General features: G+C 37.7%; 14 protein-coding genes. 3 read left to right on the top strand and 11 right to left on the bottom strand.

From position 1 onward, the window contains the following. Positions 1 to 17: 17 nt before the first annotated feature. Complete coding sequence (gene ptcA / locus IGJ41_RS02675) at positions 18 to 1,037, bottom strand: putrescine carbamoyltransferase (protein ID WP_002355587.1); 1,020 nt, start codon at positions 1,035 to 1,037, stop codon at positions 18 to 20. 398 nt (positions 1,038 to 1,435) lie between these two features. Here ptcA and IGJ41_RS02670 point away from each other — a divergent pair, with 398 nt between their 5' ends. Continuing rightward, positions 1,436 to 2,281 carry a helix-turn-helix domain-containing protein gene (locus tag IGJ41_RS02670; RefSeq protein WP_104855786.1) on the top strand — a complete coding sequence of 282 codons (846 nt, stop codon included), beginning with the start codon at positions 1,436 to 1,438 and terminating at the stop codon, positions 2,279 to 2,281. Positions 2,282 to 2,321: 40 nt separating this feature from the next. Here IGJ41_RS02670 and IGJ41_RS02665 read toward each other — a convergent pair whose 3' ends face one another. From IGJ41_RS02665 to IGJ41_RS02630, 8 genes are all read right to left on the bottom strand, one after another. Next, positions 2,322 to 2,639: a thioredoxin family protein gene (locus IGJ41_RS02665; RefSeq protein WP_002358707.1), complete on the bottom strand. Its 318-nt coding sequence runs from the start codon at positions 2,637 to 2,639 to the stop codon at positions 2,322 to 2,324. A gap of 139 nt (positions 2,640 to 2,778) precedes the next feature. Continuing rightward, a complete protein-coding gene (locus IGJ41_RS02660; RefSeq protein ID WP_002355577.1) occupies positions 2,779 to 2,907 on the bottom strand; it encodes a hypothetical protein in 129 nt (42 codons plus the stop codon). Continuing rightward, a complete protein-coding gene (gene rlmD / locus IGJ41_RS02655) occupies positions 2,908 to 4,281 on the bottom strand; it encodes a 23S rRNA (uracil(1939)-C(5))-methyltransferase RlmD (protein ID WP_153854109.1) in 1,374 nt (457 codons plus the stop codon). A gap of 199 nt (positions 4,282 to 4,480) precedes the next feature. Beyond that, positions 4,481 to 5,569, bottom strand: a complete 1,089-nt coding sequence (locus tag IGJ41_RS02650) for a diacylglycerol kinase (RefSeq protein WP_116491778.1) — start codon at positions 5,567 to 5,569, stop codon at positions 4,481 to 4,483. An 18-nt stretch (positions 5,570 to 5,587) separates the two neighbouring features. Next, positions 5,588 to 7,018 carry an Asp-tRNA(Asn)/Glu-tRNA(Gln) amidotransferase subunit GatB gene (gatB, locus tag IGJ41_RS02645; protein ID WP_438713822.1) on the bottom strand — a complete coding sequence of 477 codons (1,431 nt, stop codon included), beginning with the start codon at positions 7,016 to 7,018 and terminating at the stop codon, positions 5,588 to 5,590. Further along, the gene (gatA, locus tag IGJ41_RS02640) at positions 7,018 to 8,487 is read right to left on the bottom strand and encodes an Asp-tRNA(Asn)/Glu-tRNA(Gln) amidotransferase subunit GatA (protein WP_002368026.1); all 1,470 of its coding nucleotides are present in this window, start codon (positions 8,485 to 8,487) and stop codon (positions 7,018 to 7,020) included. The genes gatB and gatA overlap by 1 nt, the downstream gene beginning before the upstream one ends. Beyond that, on the bottom strand, positions 8,487 to 8,792 hold the full coding sequence (gene gatC / locus IGJ41_RS02635; RefSeq protein WP_010819217.1) for an Asp-tRNA(Asn)/Glu-tRNA(Gln) amidotransferase subunit GatC: 306 nt from the start codon (positions 8,790 to 8,792) through the stop codon (positions 8,487 to 8,489). Before gatC ends, gatA begins: the two co-directional genes overlap by 1 nt. A gap of 328 nt (positions 8,793 to 9,120) precedes the next feature. Further along, entirely contained in the window at positions 9,121 to 9,207 is an 87-nt protein-coding gene (locus IGJ41_RS02630) for a hypothetical protein (RefSeq protein WP_306173767.1), read from the bottom strand. On the opposite strand from IGJ41_RS02630, the gene IGJ41_RS02625 reads away from it, so the two are divergent. Further along, the gene (locus IGJ41_RS02625; RefSeq protein WP_002382998.1) at positions 9,173 to 9,388 is read left to right on the top strand and encodes a hypothetical protein; all 216 of its coding nucleotides are present in this window, start codon (positions 9,173 to 9,175) and stop codon (positions 9,386 to 9,388) included. The genes IGJ41_RS02630 and IGJ41_RS02625 overlap by 35 nt on opposite strands. Here the strand turns inward: IGJ41_RS02625 and ligA are convergent. Both ligA and pcrA read right to left on the bottom strand, forming a co-directional pair. Further along, entirely contained in the window at positions 9,385 to 11,415 is a 2,031-nt protein-coding gene (gene ligA, locus IGJ41_RS02620) for an NAD-dependent DNA ligase LigA (RefSeq protein WP_104855774.1), read from the bottom strand. The genes IGJ41_RS02625 and ligA overlap by 4 nt on opposite strands. 125 nt (positions 11,416 to 11,540) lie before the next feature. Next, complete coding sequence (gene pcrA / locus IGJ41_RS02615; protein ID WP_033657650.1) at positions 11,541 to 13,799, bottom strand: DNA helicase PcrA; 2,259 nt, start codon at positions 13,797 to 13,799, stop codon at positions 11,541 to 11,543. 164 nt (positions 13,800 to 13,963) lie between these two features. On the opposite strand from pcrA, the gene IGJ41_RS02610 reads away from it, so the two are divergent. Continuing rightward, positions 13,964 to 15,523 carry a ClC family H(+)/Cl(-) exchange transporter gene (locus IGJ41_RS02610; protein WP_289855533.1) on the top strand — a complete coding sequence of 520 codons (1,560 nt, stop codon included), beginning with the start codon at positions 13,964 to 13,966 and terminating at the stop codon, positions 15,521 to 15,523. Positions 15,524 to 15,629 lie beyond the last annotated feature (106 nt).

Here is a 15,629-nt window from a genome sequence, read left to right as displayed (position 1 = left end):
CAGTGGACAGTTGGCCGTTAAATGCTTTGAGTGTCTAAGAAAACTTCTAGTTCTTTTTTCGCTTCTGCTTGCTTGATTAAATCATAAGGATTTTTTGCTTCATAATCATTCATAAGATATACTAATAAGCCACGAATAGATGTTAAACGGTTTTCTGCTTCATCGAAACAAATAGAATTTTTACCGTCAATCACTTCATCAGTTACTTCTTCTCCACGTGTTGCTGGTAAACAGTGCATGAATTTACAATTGGCACCTGCCCGATCCATCATTTCTTGATTCACTTGATATTTTGGATAGAAAACCTTCATACGTTCTTCTTCAGATAATTCCGCTTCGTACAAGCCATACCAAACATCCGTGTACAAGAAATCAGCGCCTTCAACAGAACTTGCATCATCTGTGACCAAAAAGCTACCGCCTGAAACTTCACAATTTTTTGCTAATTTCGCTTGATGCTCTTCATTTAATTGGAAGCCTTCTGGACCGAAGTGAACAAAATTCATGCCCATTTTTGTTGTGATTAATCCTAAAGAAAAACAAACTTGTGTCGCATCTCCGACAAAGACAACTTTACAATCTTCTAATTTTTTGCCTTCTGGTAAATGCTCAACCATGGTACACAAATCACCTAATTCTTGGGTTGGATGATTGTAATCAGACATACCGTTAATGACTGGGATAGTAGCACAATTAGCTAAATCAACAATACTATGGTGACGTTCCACACGAGCCATCAAAATATCTACTAAACGTGACAATACGCGGCTGGTATCTTCAATCGTTTCATGTCCCCCTAATTGAATTTGACCAGGTGCTAAATATTCGCCATGTCCACCTAATTGTTCCATTGCAGTTTCAAAAGATACTCGTGTTCGAGTTGAAGATTGTTGGAAAATCATTCCTAAAGATTTGTTTTTTAACAGTTGCGGATAATACCCATTTTTAATCGCTTCTTTAATTTTTAATGATAAATCGACTAAGTAGTGCATTTCCTCTTTCGTATATGTTTCTGTTGTAACGTAATCTCTTTTCATGATGTGTTCCTCCTAAAAGTTGTTTTTGTTTACACATTGACTTTACCAAGTTTAGCGAAGAGTTTACTATCCGCCAAAAGTTAGAAAACGCTTTCTTTTTTGGCGTGATTTTTCATTAAAAAAAGTTTATTTATGGTTATAAACCGTTGGTACACCAGGGGTTTATAAAAGTTTAGGCGGATTTCTCTCTAATTTCTGACCAATCATAGATTTGAAAATGGTATAATTATTTTGAAAAATCATTCACTTAAAATAAAAGATGAAAGGGGTTTCCAATCGTGACATTTGTTTTTATTTATAACATCTTGTTGATTATTTTATATTCGTTTACTTCAACCTTCACCTTAAATCTTTACTTGAAAAATAAACAACCGATTTTTTTATTGCTTCTCTTTTTAATGGTTATTTTTATTTGTGACAATGTGATTGTTTATATGACTGAGTTCATTAATTCGTTTGCAACCGAATATAATCAGATCTTTATGACCGCACCTTTTTTAAAGACCATCATTTTTATTTGTTGTAATTTTGCCTATCTGGCTATTATCAATACTATTAGTGGTCGTCCTTTTAAAAATTATCAATTTGTCTGGTTATTTTTAATTGGTTTATGGATGCTAGCTATTCCATTTTCACAAAATTCCGCCTTAAAAGTTTGGTTGTACTATTTACCCAATCAGTTATTTTTAATTTACCTTGGTTTCTATGCGCTCTATCAATTACGAACAGATCCTTTATCAGCCCTTGCGAAAAAATATCTTCGTTTTATTGGTTGGCTAAGCATTGGTTTCGGTGTGGCGATTCTTCTGGAAGATACCTTCGTTATTTTTAACATTGACCAATATTCTGATATTGTCTTTAAAATTAACAACCGAAACGTTTCTGAAGATATTTATACAATCATTCTCTCCATCGCCATTATCTACTTCTGTAATCGTGATTTTCCTCTGTCGACTCTTGAAAAAGAAGCTACTAAATTGGAAGAAAATCAATCAGATGAACCCGTACTTTTGGCGCCTTTTTGTGATGCCTATCAATTAACGCAGCGAGAACGAGAAGTGCTTTCGTTACTTTTAGAGTGCAAAACAAATCAAGATATAGCCAACGAACTATTCCTATCAATCGGGACAGTAAAAACACATATCCACAATATTTTCGTTAAATTAGAAGTAAATAAAAGAGCAGAAGTTTTTGTCAGTTATCAACTTTTTTCTCAACAACAAACTGAACATTTAGCGAGATAATCAAAAAGGAAGCCTCCGTGATCGGTGGCTTCCTTTTTGATTATCTATTTTCTTGTACTTGTCGAACTCGCTTTTCAATTTCTTGAAAGTTAATAATTTTAGCTTGGCGATGAATTTCTTTTCCTTCATAGTATAAGATAATGGTCGGTGCAGAAAAAGCATTTAATTGTCCAATTATTTCTGGACTTTTATCAGCTTCTGCAATGTATGTAGGAAATTCATATTTTGTTGCAATTTTTTCGACAATCGGTTTATCAACTGTACAAACACTACAATTTTTTGCTGTCAAAAAGACGGCTTGTAGACGATTGTCTGTAATTTTTTCTTCTAATTCTTCTAATGTTGTTACATATTCCACTGAATAGCCCTCCTTGTCTTTTGTCTAAAATAACAGATTTACTAGCAAAATAACAACTTATTTGTTTGGCTAGGAATGCTTTAACAAAAAAGTTGCCCCCCATTTCATTAATGGGAGACAACTTTTTACTGATAACCGCTTATTTATTAAAAATTTTAGGCCCTTTGCGCATGTTTTTACGATCATTTTTGGGAGTTTCCATTTTTTTAGAACGGCCACCACCTTGTTTCTTTTTAATTAATTCTAACATTTTTTCTTTTTCATTCATTTAATCCACCGCCTTTGTTAATAACGTGACAGATTCAATGTGGGTCGTTTGTGGGAAATTATCCACTGGTTGAATTTCTTTTGCTTCATAGCCACCTTCTGTTAATAATGCAATGTCGCGAGCGAGTGTGGCTGGATTACAGCTGACATAAACAATTCGTTCAGGTTGCGTTTCAATTAATGTGTTTACTAATTGACCGTCTAACCCTTTCCGTGGTGGATCCACCACCACAACATCTGGTTGCAAGCCATTTTCAACTAATTTTGGCAATAATTCTTCCGCTAAACCAGCCGTGAAAGTGGCATTCTCAATGTTGTTTAATTTAGCATTATTTTCTGCATCTTTGACCGCTTCTTCAATTACTTCAATACCGTAAACTTGCTTTGCATCTTGGGCTAAAGTTAAGCCAATCGTCCCAATCCCACAATAGGCATCCACCACAATTTCATTGCCTGTTAAAGCCGCATACTCTTTGACTTTTTGATACATCACTTCTGTTTGTTGTGGATTTACTTGATAAAATGAACGCGCGGAAATTTCAAATTTCAAATCAAAAATAGTATCTGTAATTTTTTCAGACCCATGTAATAAGATGGTTTCATCGCCAAAAATGACATTGGTTCGTTTTGGATTTACATTTTGTACAATGCTGACTACTTCCGGAATAGCTTCCAAAATATCTGGCACAATTTTACTAATTGGGAATAATTTCGGTGTTCTCGTAATTAGAACAACCATCATCTCCCCAGTATGGTAGCCACGACGAACGACAATATGGCGTAAGTTCCCTGTATTATCAGATTCGTTATATGGTTTTACGCTATATTTACGCATAATGTCACGGATTTTAACAATTGCTGCATCAATTTCTGGGTCTTGAATGTAGAAATGTTCCATCGGAATTAAATCATGGCTATTTTTCCGGAAAAAACCTGTTTGTAATTGGTTGTCAATTTTACGCACGGGAATTTGTGCTTTGTTCCGGTAATGCCACGGATCGTTCATCCCAATTGTTGGTAAAACAGGGACTTCTGGTAATTTAGCAACACGTTGCATAACATTTTCGACTTGTTGCGTTTTAAATGATAGTTGGGCGCCGTACGCTAAATGTTGCAACGGACTGATCCCGACTTTTGTAAAGTTTTCATCTTTCACGGGCACCCGCTGTTCACTGCTTTTTATGACAGTTAATACTTTCCCATAACCAAAACTTTTGCCTGTTTTTAAGACTTTGATTTTAAGTTTTTCACCTGGTAAGGCATTTTCAATAAACAATGGATAATGGTCCACTTTTGCCACGCCTAAACCTTCATGCGTCAAGTCAACGATTTCTACTTCAATGACGTCATTTTTCTTTACTGGATAATTTTTCATAAGTCGCTCCTTCTTTTTATACACTTCACTCATTCTAATGAAAATACCTAAGAAAAGCAACAACGAATTTTCATGGCGATTTAGCAATTTCGTTTGGGCTTTTTAGGTAAATAAAAGAATGAGATCCTTTCCCTTAGTCAAAAAATAGCCAATGAAAGATCTTATCAACTAAATCTTTCATTAGCTATTCACGGACTACTTAGTACTTTTCTTTTTCGGCAATCTTTCCATCGCCATCAATATCTTCGTCGGTTAGTCGTTCAACTTCTTTGACAAATTCTTTGCTGGCTTCGTTATATGCTTCTTCCTCTTCATCTTCTGATTCTACGACAATCTCATCGCTACCAGTTAAGACAGAACCCATAATTGCATTGGACGGCAGTGCATCACCATTTGCAAAAATTTCAATATGTTGATGCATATTTTTAAAGGTCATTGGAGCATCGCCTCCATATTCACCATCTAAATTAATCATCATTTTATTGTTCTTTTCTAACGTTTCTGCATGTAAATAGCTAGTCTTTGTATAGATTAGTCGATGATCTTCAACATGCTTTCCACCATTTAACATTAACGCAACTAAATGAAGAATCTCAAAAATATTGGCTGTTTTTACAATGATTAATGAAAACTTACCATCATCTAATTTAGCGTCTGGTACGATTTGCTCGAACCCCCCCACCGAGTTAGTCAGCCCTAGGAAAAACATTGATGCGTTGCCTTCATACACACCTTCATCATACGTCATGCGCATTTTAATCGGCTTCACTCGCGGCAACATTTCGGCTCCTTTAGCTAAGTATGCTAAGTAACCAAAAATACTTTTCAACTCTGATGGAACTTCATAAGTCAGTTCCGTTAAATGACCACCCGCCGCAATATTGATAAAGTAATTTTTGCCGGCTTGGCCAATATCCATTTTGACAGTCTGATTTTTTTTAATCACTTCTGCTGCCTTAACGATATTATCACGAGGAATCTTCAAGGCCCGTGCATAGTCATTCGTCGTTCCAGCAGGAATAATGGCCATTTTAGGGCGCCGCTTCAACGGAGCAATCCCATTCACGACTTCATTAATAGTTCCATCTCCACCTGCTGCTACTAGTAAATCAAATCCTGCACGCGCAGCACGATGCGCTTCATTGCGTGCTGAATTTTCTTCTGGTGTGGTCGCAAATGCACTGGCTTCATAACCACATTCTTCTAAAATAGATAAAATATCGGCTAAGTTCTTTTTGATTAACTCTTTGCCTGACGTTGGATTATAAATCACTCTAGCTTTTTTCATGGTTTGCCTGCTACTTTCTTATCGTTTTGAAAGCTCTTCTTGCAATAACTTGTTAACCACACCTGGGTTTGCTTGTCCACGAGTTGCTTTCATAATTTGTCCAACAAGGAAACCAACTGCACGGTCTTTTCCGTTTTTAAAGTCATCAATTGATTGTTGGTTGTTGTCTAATACTTCGTTAATCATTGGTAATAATTGCACTGGATCAGATAATTGAACAAGGCCTTTTGCTTCGACAACTTCTTTAGCATCTCCACCGTTTTCAATTAACTCTTTGAACACTTTCTTCGCAATTTTCGAGCTGATTGTGCCATCGTTAATCAAAGTAATCATACCCGCTAGATTTTCTGGTGTTAGTTTAGTATCGGCTAATTCAACTTTTTCACTGTTTAAGTAAGCAGAAACTTCGCCCATTAACCAGTTTGATGCTTGTTTCGCATCTGCACCGTTTGCTAAAGTTGCTTCAAAGAAATCTGACATTTCTTTCGTTAAAGTCAAGACCATTGCGTCGTATTCAGGTAAACCTAATTCACTGATATAACGGGCACGACGTGAGGCTGGCATTTCTGGCAAACTAGCGCGAACTTTTTCAATCCATTCATCATCAATTGAAAAACGAGGAACATCTGGCTCTGGGAAGTAACGGTAGTCACTTGAGCCTTCTTTAACACGCATTAGCAACGTTGTACTAGTTGCTTCATCAAAGCGGCGTGTTTCTTGTTGAATTTCGCCACCAGATAATAGGACTTTGGCTTGGCGTTTTTCTTCATAAGCTAAACCTTTTTTTACAAAGTTCATAGAGTTCAAGTTCTTTAATTCCGCTTTAGTACCAAATTCTTCTTGACCATACGGACGTAAAGAAATATTGGCATCACAACGCATAGAACCTTCTTCCATTTTCACATCAGAAACTTCTGTAAATTGGATAATTGAACGCAACGCTTCTAAATAAGCATACGCTTCTTCTGGTGAACGCATGTCTGCTTCAGAAACGATTTCAATTAAAGGCGTGCCTTGACGATTCAAGTCTACATAAGAATAGCCATCTGTGCCGTGAATATTTTTCCCAGCATCTTCTTCTAAATGCACACGTTCAATGCGAATTTTTTTCTTTTTGCCTTCGACTTCAATTTCAATCCAACCATCATGTCCGATTGGTTGATCAAATTGAGAAATTTGGTATGCTTTAGGGTTATCTGGGTAAAAATAGTTTTTACGGTCAAAATGTGTTTCTTTTGAAATTTCACAGTTCAAGGCAAGTGCTGCTTTCATGCCAAATTCTAAGGCACCTTTATTCATGACAGGTAAAACACCTGGGTAACTCCAGTCAACCACATTTGTGTTGCTGTTTGGTTCTGCTCCGAAATGCGCTGGCGCAGAGGAGAAAATTTTAGAGTTGGTTTTCAATTCTACGTGGACTTCTAATCCAATGACAGTTTCAAAGTTCATTAATCGTTCCCCCCTAAAATGACTGGTTTTTTCGTATGGAAATCTGTCGCTTGTTCAAAAGCATAGGCTGCTTTGTACATTGTATGCTCGTCAAAATGTTTCCCAATAATTTGTAGTCCTACGGGTAGTCCTTCTGAGAAGCCTGCTGGAATGGACATGCCTGGTAGTCCTGCTAAGTTGACAGGAATGGTTAAAATATCATTCATATACATTGTGATTGGATCATTGATGTTTTCCCCTAGACCAAAGGCAACTGTTGGTGTTGATGGGCCAATGATTAAGTCATAATCCGCAAAGACATTCTCAAAATCTTGTTTGATTAGTGTACGGACTTGACCAGCCTTTTTAAAGTGCGCATCATAATAACCAGCACTTAAAGAGAAGGTTCCTAACATAATCCGACGTTTAACTTCTGTTCCGAAACCTTCAGAACGTGAATTAACATAGACATCTTCTAGATTTTGGACATTTTCGGAACGGTAACCATAACGAATACCATCAAAGCGTTGTAAGTTTGAACTTGCTTCTGAAGAGGCAATAATATAATAAACCGCTACGCCGTATTTAGAATGTGGCAAACTAACTTCTTCCACCGTTGCGCCTAAAGATTTAAATGTTTCTGCTGCTTTTAATACCGCTTCACGAACATCAGGTTGTACCCCTTCACCTAAGTATTCTTTTGGTAAAGCAATTTTCATGCCTTTGATGTCGCCAGTTAAATCTGCCGTAAAATCAGGAACAGAAACGCCTGCAGAAGTGCCGTCTTTTTCGTCATAACCACTAATTGCATTTAAAGCTAAGGCATTGTCTTTAACATTTCGTGTCAATGGACCAATTTGGTCTAAACTTGAAGCAAAAGCAATCAAACCAAAACGAGACACACGTCCATATGTTGGTTTCAAGCCCACAATACCGTTGAATGCGGCTGGTTGGCGGATACTGCCACCTGTATCGCTCCCTAAAGAAACTGGGACTTGTCCGGCTGCGACAGCAGAAGCTGAACCACCAGAAGAACCGCCAGGAACTTTGGTTTGATCCCAAGCATTTTTTGTTTTCTTAAAGTAAGACGTTTCCGTACTTCCGCCCATGGCAAATTCATCCATGTTCAATTTTCCGACTGGAATCATATCTGCTTGATAGACTTTATCCATCACGGTCGCATCATAAATTGGGTCAAAATTGTGTAACATTTTTGAGCCAGCTGTTGTTAAAATATCTTTTGTGACAATGTTGTCTTTAATCCCAATTGGAATCCCAGCTAATGGATTACTTTCAGTGATGCCTTTTAAGTCAATCGCTTTGGCTAATGCCATTGCTTTTTCTTCACTAACTGTAATAAAAGAACCTAGTTGTTCTTCTGTATCTTGAATACGATTTAATGTTTCTTCGGTTAAATCAACTGCTGTGATTTCTTTTGAAACCAATAAATCATGTAACTCTGTTAACGATTTGTCGTATAATTTTTCCATTAGGCTCCTGCCTCCCCGTTATCCATAATTGCAGGCACTTTAATGTAACCATTCTCTGATTCCGGAACATTCCGCATTAATTCTTTACGGTCCATTCCTGGTGTCGCTATGTCTTCACGCATGACATTGATTGATTCATTCACATTTGAAGTAAAAGGAACCCCTGTTGTATCTACTTCTTCTAGTAATTCCACCATATCAATAATTTTATCTAGTTGATTGGTAAAGTCCGCTAATTCTTCTTCGGAGAAAGATAATTTTGATAATTTAGCGACATGTTTGACTTGTTCTTCTGTAATTGCCATAGATACCCTTCTTTCTATCATTTACTGAAATTTTCATTTTCAGATTAATCAATTGGATTGTATTTCTTTAAACAGCTTAGCACAGCTGTTCACTCTGTTCCTATTCTACCATAAAATGGTCGGATATTTTAGATGAAACCTTGAATTTCATTGATAATTTGTCGCTCGCAAAAATGACGGAAATATGTTATTATGAAAATGAAAAGAGAGATATGCAGGAACATACCTCTAACATACCTCTCTAGTAGCCACTACCAGTTATAAGAACTGGTGGCTTACTGAGTTATTGGTTTTATTTCAAACGCTTAACCGTTCAGCTCCTCAAAGCTTATGAACGGTTATTTTTGTTGTCTAAGACAAGCGCTAAGATACCGAAGATAATGGTCACAACAAGTGTTGCAAAACCAATCATCAGTCCTAGCGCTGCTTCAACGGACAAAAACATTGCTCCTTTCGTTAAAGTAAGAAGAATTGCGCATAAGCATCAACCTCCTTTCTCAACTCAGAAAGTCCTCGTTCATATAACTTTTATGACTAAAATAAGTATACCATCAAATTACTACATAAAATCTGACAACGTTAATTTTTCTTCTTAAAAATGACTTGCATCTAACGCATCGACCATTTCTTGTTCATTCCAAACGGTCACGCCTAAGCTTTCAGCTTTGGTTAATTTACTGCCAGCATCTTCGCCAGCAACCACAATGTCAGTTTTTTTCGAAACACTCCCTGTAACTTTTCCACCAAGATTTTCAATTTTTTCTTTGGCTTCTTCGCGAGTGTACTGCGTTAATTTTCCTGTTAAAACAACTGTTTTGTCTTTGAAAGGTGACTCCACTTCTGCTAATTGTTCTGTCCGGAGACCTTTATATGTCAAGTTCACTTGGGCTTTTTCCAGTTCAGCCATTAATTCATGAACTTCCTCATTTTCAAAATACGTCACAACGCTGTCTGCGATTGTTTCGCCAATTGAATCCAAAGCCACAATTTCTTCCGCAGTTGCACGACTTAAGGTTGGTAAATCACCAAAATGCTCCGCTAAAATTTTCGCCGCTTTCGCCCCCACATGGCGAATCCCTAAGCCAAAAATCAAACGTTCGACAGAGTTTTCTTTACTCCCTTGAATGGCAGTATAAATGTTGTTTGCTGATTTTTCTTTGATTTTATCCAAAGTCATTAATTGTTCTTCTGTTAAGAAATACAGATCCGCTACGTCTTTCACTAATCCTTTGTCATACATTTGTGCTAACACTCGTGGCCCCAAGCCATCAATGTTCATTGCGTTTCGTGAGACAAAGTGATTCAGCCCTTCTTTAATTTGCGCAGGGCATTTTGGATTAATACAACGTAACGCCACTTCCTCATCTAAATGCACCAACTCACTATGACAAATTGGACAATGTGTCGGCATTTCATAAGGCTGACTATCGGCTGCACGTTTTTCAACTAGGACTTGCGCTACTTCTGGGATAATATCGCCGGCTTTGTAAATAATAACATGATCATTTAAACGGATATCTTTCATTTGAATAAAATCTGCATTATGCAAACTTGCCCGACTAACCGTGGTTCCCGCGACTCGTACAGGAGCCATGACCGCAGTAGGAGTGACTACCCCCGTGCGCCCAATTGTCCATTCAATATCTTCCACTACTGTCTCTGCTTCTTCTGGTGGAAATTTGTAGGCAATCGCCCAGCGAGGTGCTTTGACAGTGAAACCTAATTCATCTTGCAACGCAAATTCGTTCACTTTAATCACAATTCCATCGATTTCGTATGGCAAAGTGCTCCGCTTTTCATGGTATTCTTCAATGTAGGCCCAAACTTCATCAATTGACTGACATAATTGCCGTTCGGGATTGGTTCTAAAACCAATTGCAGAAAGCTCTTCTAATGCCGCAAACTGCGTCTTCGCTTTCATTGGTCCAAAGTCAGCAACTGTGTATAAAAACGTATTTAAGTTCCGTTTCGCCACAATTTTTGTATCTAATTGGCGCAAGCTTCCCGCCGCTGCATTCCGAGGATTGGCAAAAATATCTTGACCATTTTCTTCACGTTCTTCATTCAACGCGACAAAGGATTGTTTAGGCATGTAGCACTCGCCACGAACTTCCACTGAAATGGGCTCCGTTAAGCGCATCGGTACAGAGCGAACCGTTCGTAAGTTCTCTGTAATGTTTTCACCAACCGTTCCATCGCCTCGTGTTGCTCCGCGTACAAACACCCCGTTTTCATAACGTAATGAAATTGCTAACCCATCAATTTTCAACTCGCAACAGTAAGCAACGGGTTTACCAATCGCCTTACGAACACGTTCATCAAAAGCAAAAATGTCTTCCTTACTAAACCCATCATTTAAACTATACATCGGAATGTCATGCGGAGCTTTTTCAAAACCAGATAAAACTTTGCCACCTACACGTTGTGTCGGCGAATCTGGCGTGATTAAATCAGGAAACTCCGTTTCAATATCGACTAACTCTTTATACAAACGATCGTAAACATAATCTTCTACGGATGGTTGATCTTTGACATAATATTCATGGGAATATTGATTGAGTTGTTTTCTTAATTCTTGCGCACGAGTTGTCGCCGCCGTTAATGTTAATGGTTGTTGTTCCATCGTAGAACTCCTCCTCATAAGTGTAATGCTCCTATCGTCTTTTTAACACATTTACACTAAGATAGAAAATAAAAAGAATTTAACTAATGATGATTTCTCATTAAATCGCTGACCTATTTTGCATGTTAAATTTTTTCAATTGGTGCAAATGCCGCTAACAACCGTTTTATGCCTTTTTCAGGGAAAGCAATGTCCAACTCTAAGTCTTTGGCCGAACCGCCTACACGAACGACTGTACCAACGCCCCATGCTTTATGTTGGACCTTATCACCTGCTTGCCAAGAAACTTTTTCGCCACCACTTGCCACTTTGTTGCTAACTGATTTTGTAGCTGGCTGTGTATAAGCTGGTTTACTTGCGCTGGGCTTAAATACTTTAGGATCAAAGGTGCGCGCTGGAACTTTCTGTAAATTGGCTGCCGCCCCTTGTTTCATTAAACGCTCCGCCTCAATTTCTTCTAAAAAGCGACTTGGTCGATTATATTGCGTGCGACCATATAATGTTCTCGAATAAGCATTCGTTAAGAACAAGGCTTCTTCCGCTCGAGTGATACCAACATAAGCCAAACGCCGTTCTTCTTCCAGTTCACTTTCTTCTAGCATGGCACGTGATAATGGGAAAACCCCTTCTTCTAAGCCCATTAAAAAGACCACTGGAAATTCCAGCCCTTTGGCCGCATGCAACGTCATTAAGGTTACTTGTGAAGAGCTCTCTTCTAAATTATCTAGATCAGAAACCAAGGCTAAATCTGTTAAAAAATCCGCCAATTTTGTTTCTTCGCCATTTGGATCGTCGTTGTTTTGCGCTTCAAAACGTTTATCAAATTCTTGTGTCACAGATAAAAATTCGTCCAAGTTTTCTAAGCGAGCTTGAGACTCTAAATTATTTTGCGCCATCAAAGCTTCCCGATAACCACTACGTTGTAAAGTTTCTTTCACCAATTCTGTAATCGTTAAATATGGAACTGTTTTCGTTAAGTCTTGAATCATCATGCCAAAATTGCCAAGCTCTTTACCCGCTTTTCCTGAAATATTTGCCAAATCAACATTTTGGGCAGCTTCCAGCAAAGCCCAACCATGCGTATCCGCAAATAGTCGTAATTTTTCAATTGAACTTTTACCGATTCCTCGTTTTGGTTCATTGACAATTCGTTCAAAACTAATCGAATCATCTGGATTGGCAATCAAACTTAAATAAGCCAAAATATCTTTAATTTCTTTACGGTCGTAGAATTTATGTCCGCCCACCATGGTATACGGAATATTAGATTTCAAGAGCATTTCTTCCACTACACGGGATTGGGCATTGGTCCGATATAATACCGCAAAATCACCATAAATTCGGTCATTTTCCCGCATTTCTTTTTGGATTTGGCTCACAATAAATTGTGTTTCATCCCGTTCTGTGTCCCCGCGATAATAGACAATTTTTTCACCGTCTATATTTTCTGTCCACAGTTCTTTCTCGCGGCGGTTACGGTTATTTTTGATGACATCATTCGCAGCCGCCAAAATGTTTTTGGTGGATCGATAATTTTGTTCTAGCAAAATTACACTGGCATCTGGATAATCTTTTTCAAAATCCAAGATATTTTGCATATCCGCCCCGCGCCAACCATAGATACTTTGGTCGGCATCACCTACGACACACAGATTTTTGAAACGTGCAGCCAATAAATTGACTAAGGTATATTGTGCATGATTGGTATCTTGGTATTCATCCACATGAATATAGTGAAATTTATTTTGGTAGAAAGCCAACGTATCTGGTTGTTCATTAAATAAACGAATCGTATTCATAATCAAATCATCAAAATCCATACATTGGTTTTTGCGTAATTCTTTTTGATAGGCTTCATAGCATTTTGCGACAATTTCTTCATATAAGGAACCTTGCATTTCAGCAACTTTTTCAGGCGTTTGTAATTCATTTTTGGCATTGCTAATCGTACCTAAAATTGAGCGAGGATCATATTTTTTTGAATCAATATTTAAGTCGTTTAAGATGCGTTTCATTAATGTTTTTTGTTCTGATGGGTCAATAATTGTAAAATTACGGTTGTAACCAATCTGATCCACATCACGACGTAAAATTCTTACACACATGGAGTGAAAAGTGGAGACCCATACATCTTCGCCACCCGTTTCCAGTAATTTATTTACACGCTCTTTCATTTCTTTAGCAGCTTTATTGGTAAACGTAATCGCCAAAATATTCCATGGATTTACTTCTTTTTCCTCAATTAGATAGGCAATTCGGTGTGTTAAAACCCGCGTTTTTCCACTACCAGCACCAGCCATGACTAACAGTGGTCCTTCTGTATGCAAAACGGCTTCTTCTTGTCGAGGATTCATTCCCTGAACCAAGGCATGTTTTTGTGTCATATTAAACGTCCTCTCTCTTTTTTCAATCTTATACAGTATACCAAAAATCCCTTTGAAGTTCTTTAGAAAAGAACAAAAAATCTTTTTCTTTTTATATGAAATTTTCTTGTAAATCAAGTCAAACCGCAGTACATTAGTAAGTAGTGATGGAGGCTAAAAATGAAATGAATAATAATGTACATGAAATTAAACAATTAGATGGTACCCGAATCGGCTTTATCCTTAAAGGCATCGTCGTCGGAATCCTGGTAGGCTTTGTTGTCAGCTTATTTCGCTTAGGCATTGAAAAAATTGGCGAACAAGTCGTTCATCTGTATCAAACGTTTCACGAAAAACCCTTTTGGATGATTCCTTGGTTCTTATTTTCTCTCGTGCTTGCTTATTTATTAGGACGACTGATTAAGAGCGAACCAGCAATTAAAGGCAGTGGCATTCCCCAAGTGGAAGGACAACTTCAAGGTCAATTAGAAATTCATTGGTTTCCAGTGCTTTGGAAAAAATTTATCGGTGGGATCTTAGCGATTAGTCCTGGGCTATTTTTGGGACGTGAAGGTCCTTCAATTCAACTAGGTGCAGTGGTTGGACAAGGCTATAGTCAATGGCGGCAAAGCACCAAGTCTGAAGAAAAAATTTTAATCAGTAGTGGTGCCAGTGCTGGTTTAGCCGCCGCTTTTAACGCACCAATCGCAGGACTTTTATTTGTTCTAGAAGAGGTTCACCATTCCTTTTCACCTTTAGTTTGGTTAACCTCTTTTTCTGCGGCCATTTCCGCTAACTTTGTTTCTTTGCATTTCTTCGGATTGCAGCCAGTTCTTTATATTGGTCCGGTTAAATCTTTGCCTTTAGAGTACTATTGGACATTAGTCCTGCTGGGCGTTTTGCTAGGATTATTAGGTTGGATATATCAAAAAACATTGTTGTCCTTACCAAAAGTATATGGAAAAATCAAAGGCCTTTCTTCTAATTATTATGGTTTTGTTCCTTTTATTTTGATTTTACCGATTGGTTATTTCTTTCCACATTTACTTGGCGGTGGGAATCAAATTGTTTTAGCTTTAGGCAATCAACCGGCCACGATTTGGGCTTTAGTCGGCTTATTGGTTTTACGTTTTGTTTTTTCAATGGTTTCTTACGGTTCGAATCTCCCTGGTGGTATTTTCTTGCCTATTCTAACTTTAGGTGCCATTATCGGAACATTGTATGGCAGTCTACTTGTCCAATACGTAGGGATGGATCCAATTTTTGTGAAAAACTTTTTAATTTTTGCCATGGCTGGTTATTTTACTGCGATCGGCAAAGCACCGTTAACAGCGATTATTTTAGTAACAGAAATGGTCGGCAATTTTTCTCATTTAATGTCTTTAGGGGTTGTCGCTTTAGTTAGTTATATTACCATCGATAGTCTTGGCGGCAAGCCAATTTATGAAAGCTTATTAGAACGTTTGGTTCCTTCTAAAGTAAGTAATATTCGTGGCCACAAAACGATTATTGAATTACCTATCACTGCAGAAAGTTCCTTAGATGATACGATGGTACGTGATTTTGTCTGGCCTAAACAAATGTTGCTCACTTCCATTCGCCGTGGCGAATCGGAAATTTTAACACATGGTGATACTGTTATGCATGTTGGCGATGTGCTCATTATTTTGACCGATGAAAAACTCGCTTACCAAGTCAAAAAAGAGATTTATCAAAAAACTTTACCGAATGATTTAGTGAATTAAAGAAAGCTGCTGAACTCAGGTTCAGCAGCTTTCTTTTTTTCTTATGACTGTTTTTTAATTTTTTTGAATGTTTTTGACCGTTTTAGATTGATTAGCGTTTTCATTT

The sequence above is a fragment of the Enterococcus sp. DIV1537a genome (assembly GCF_051712085.1).
GTDB classification, from domain to species: domain Bacteria; phylum Bacillota; class Bacilli; order Lactobacillales; family Enterococcaceae; genus Enterococcus; species Enterococcus faecalis.
This window is presented reverse-complemented; position numbering and strand designations above follow the sequence as displayed.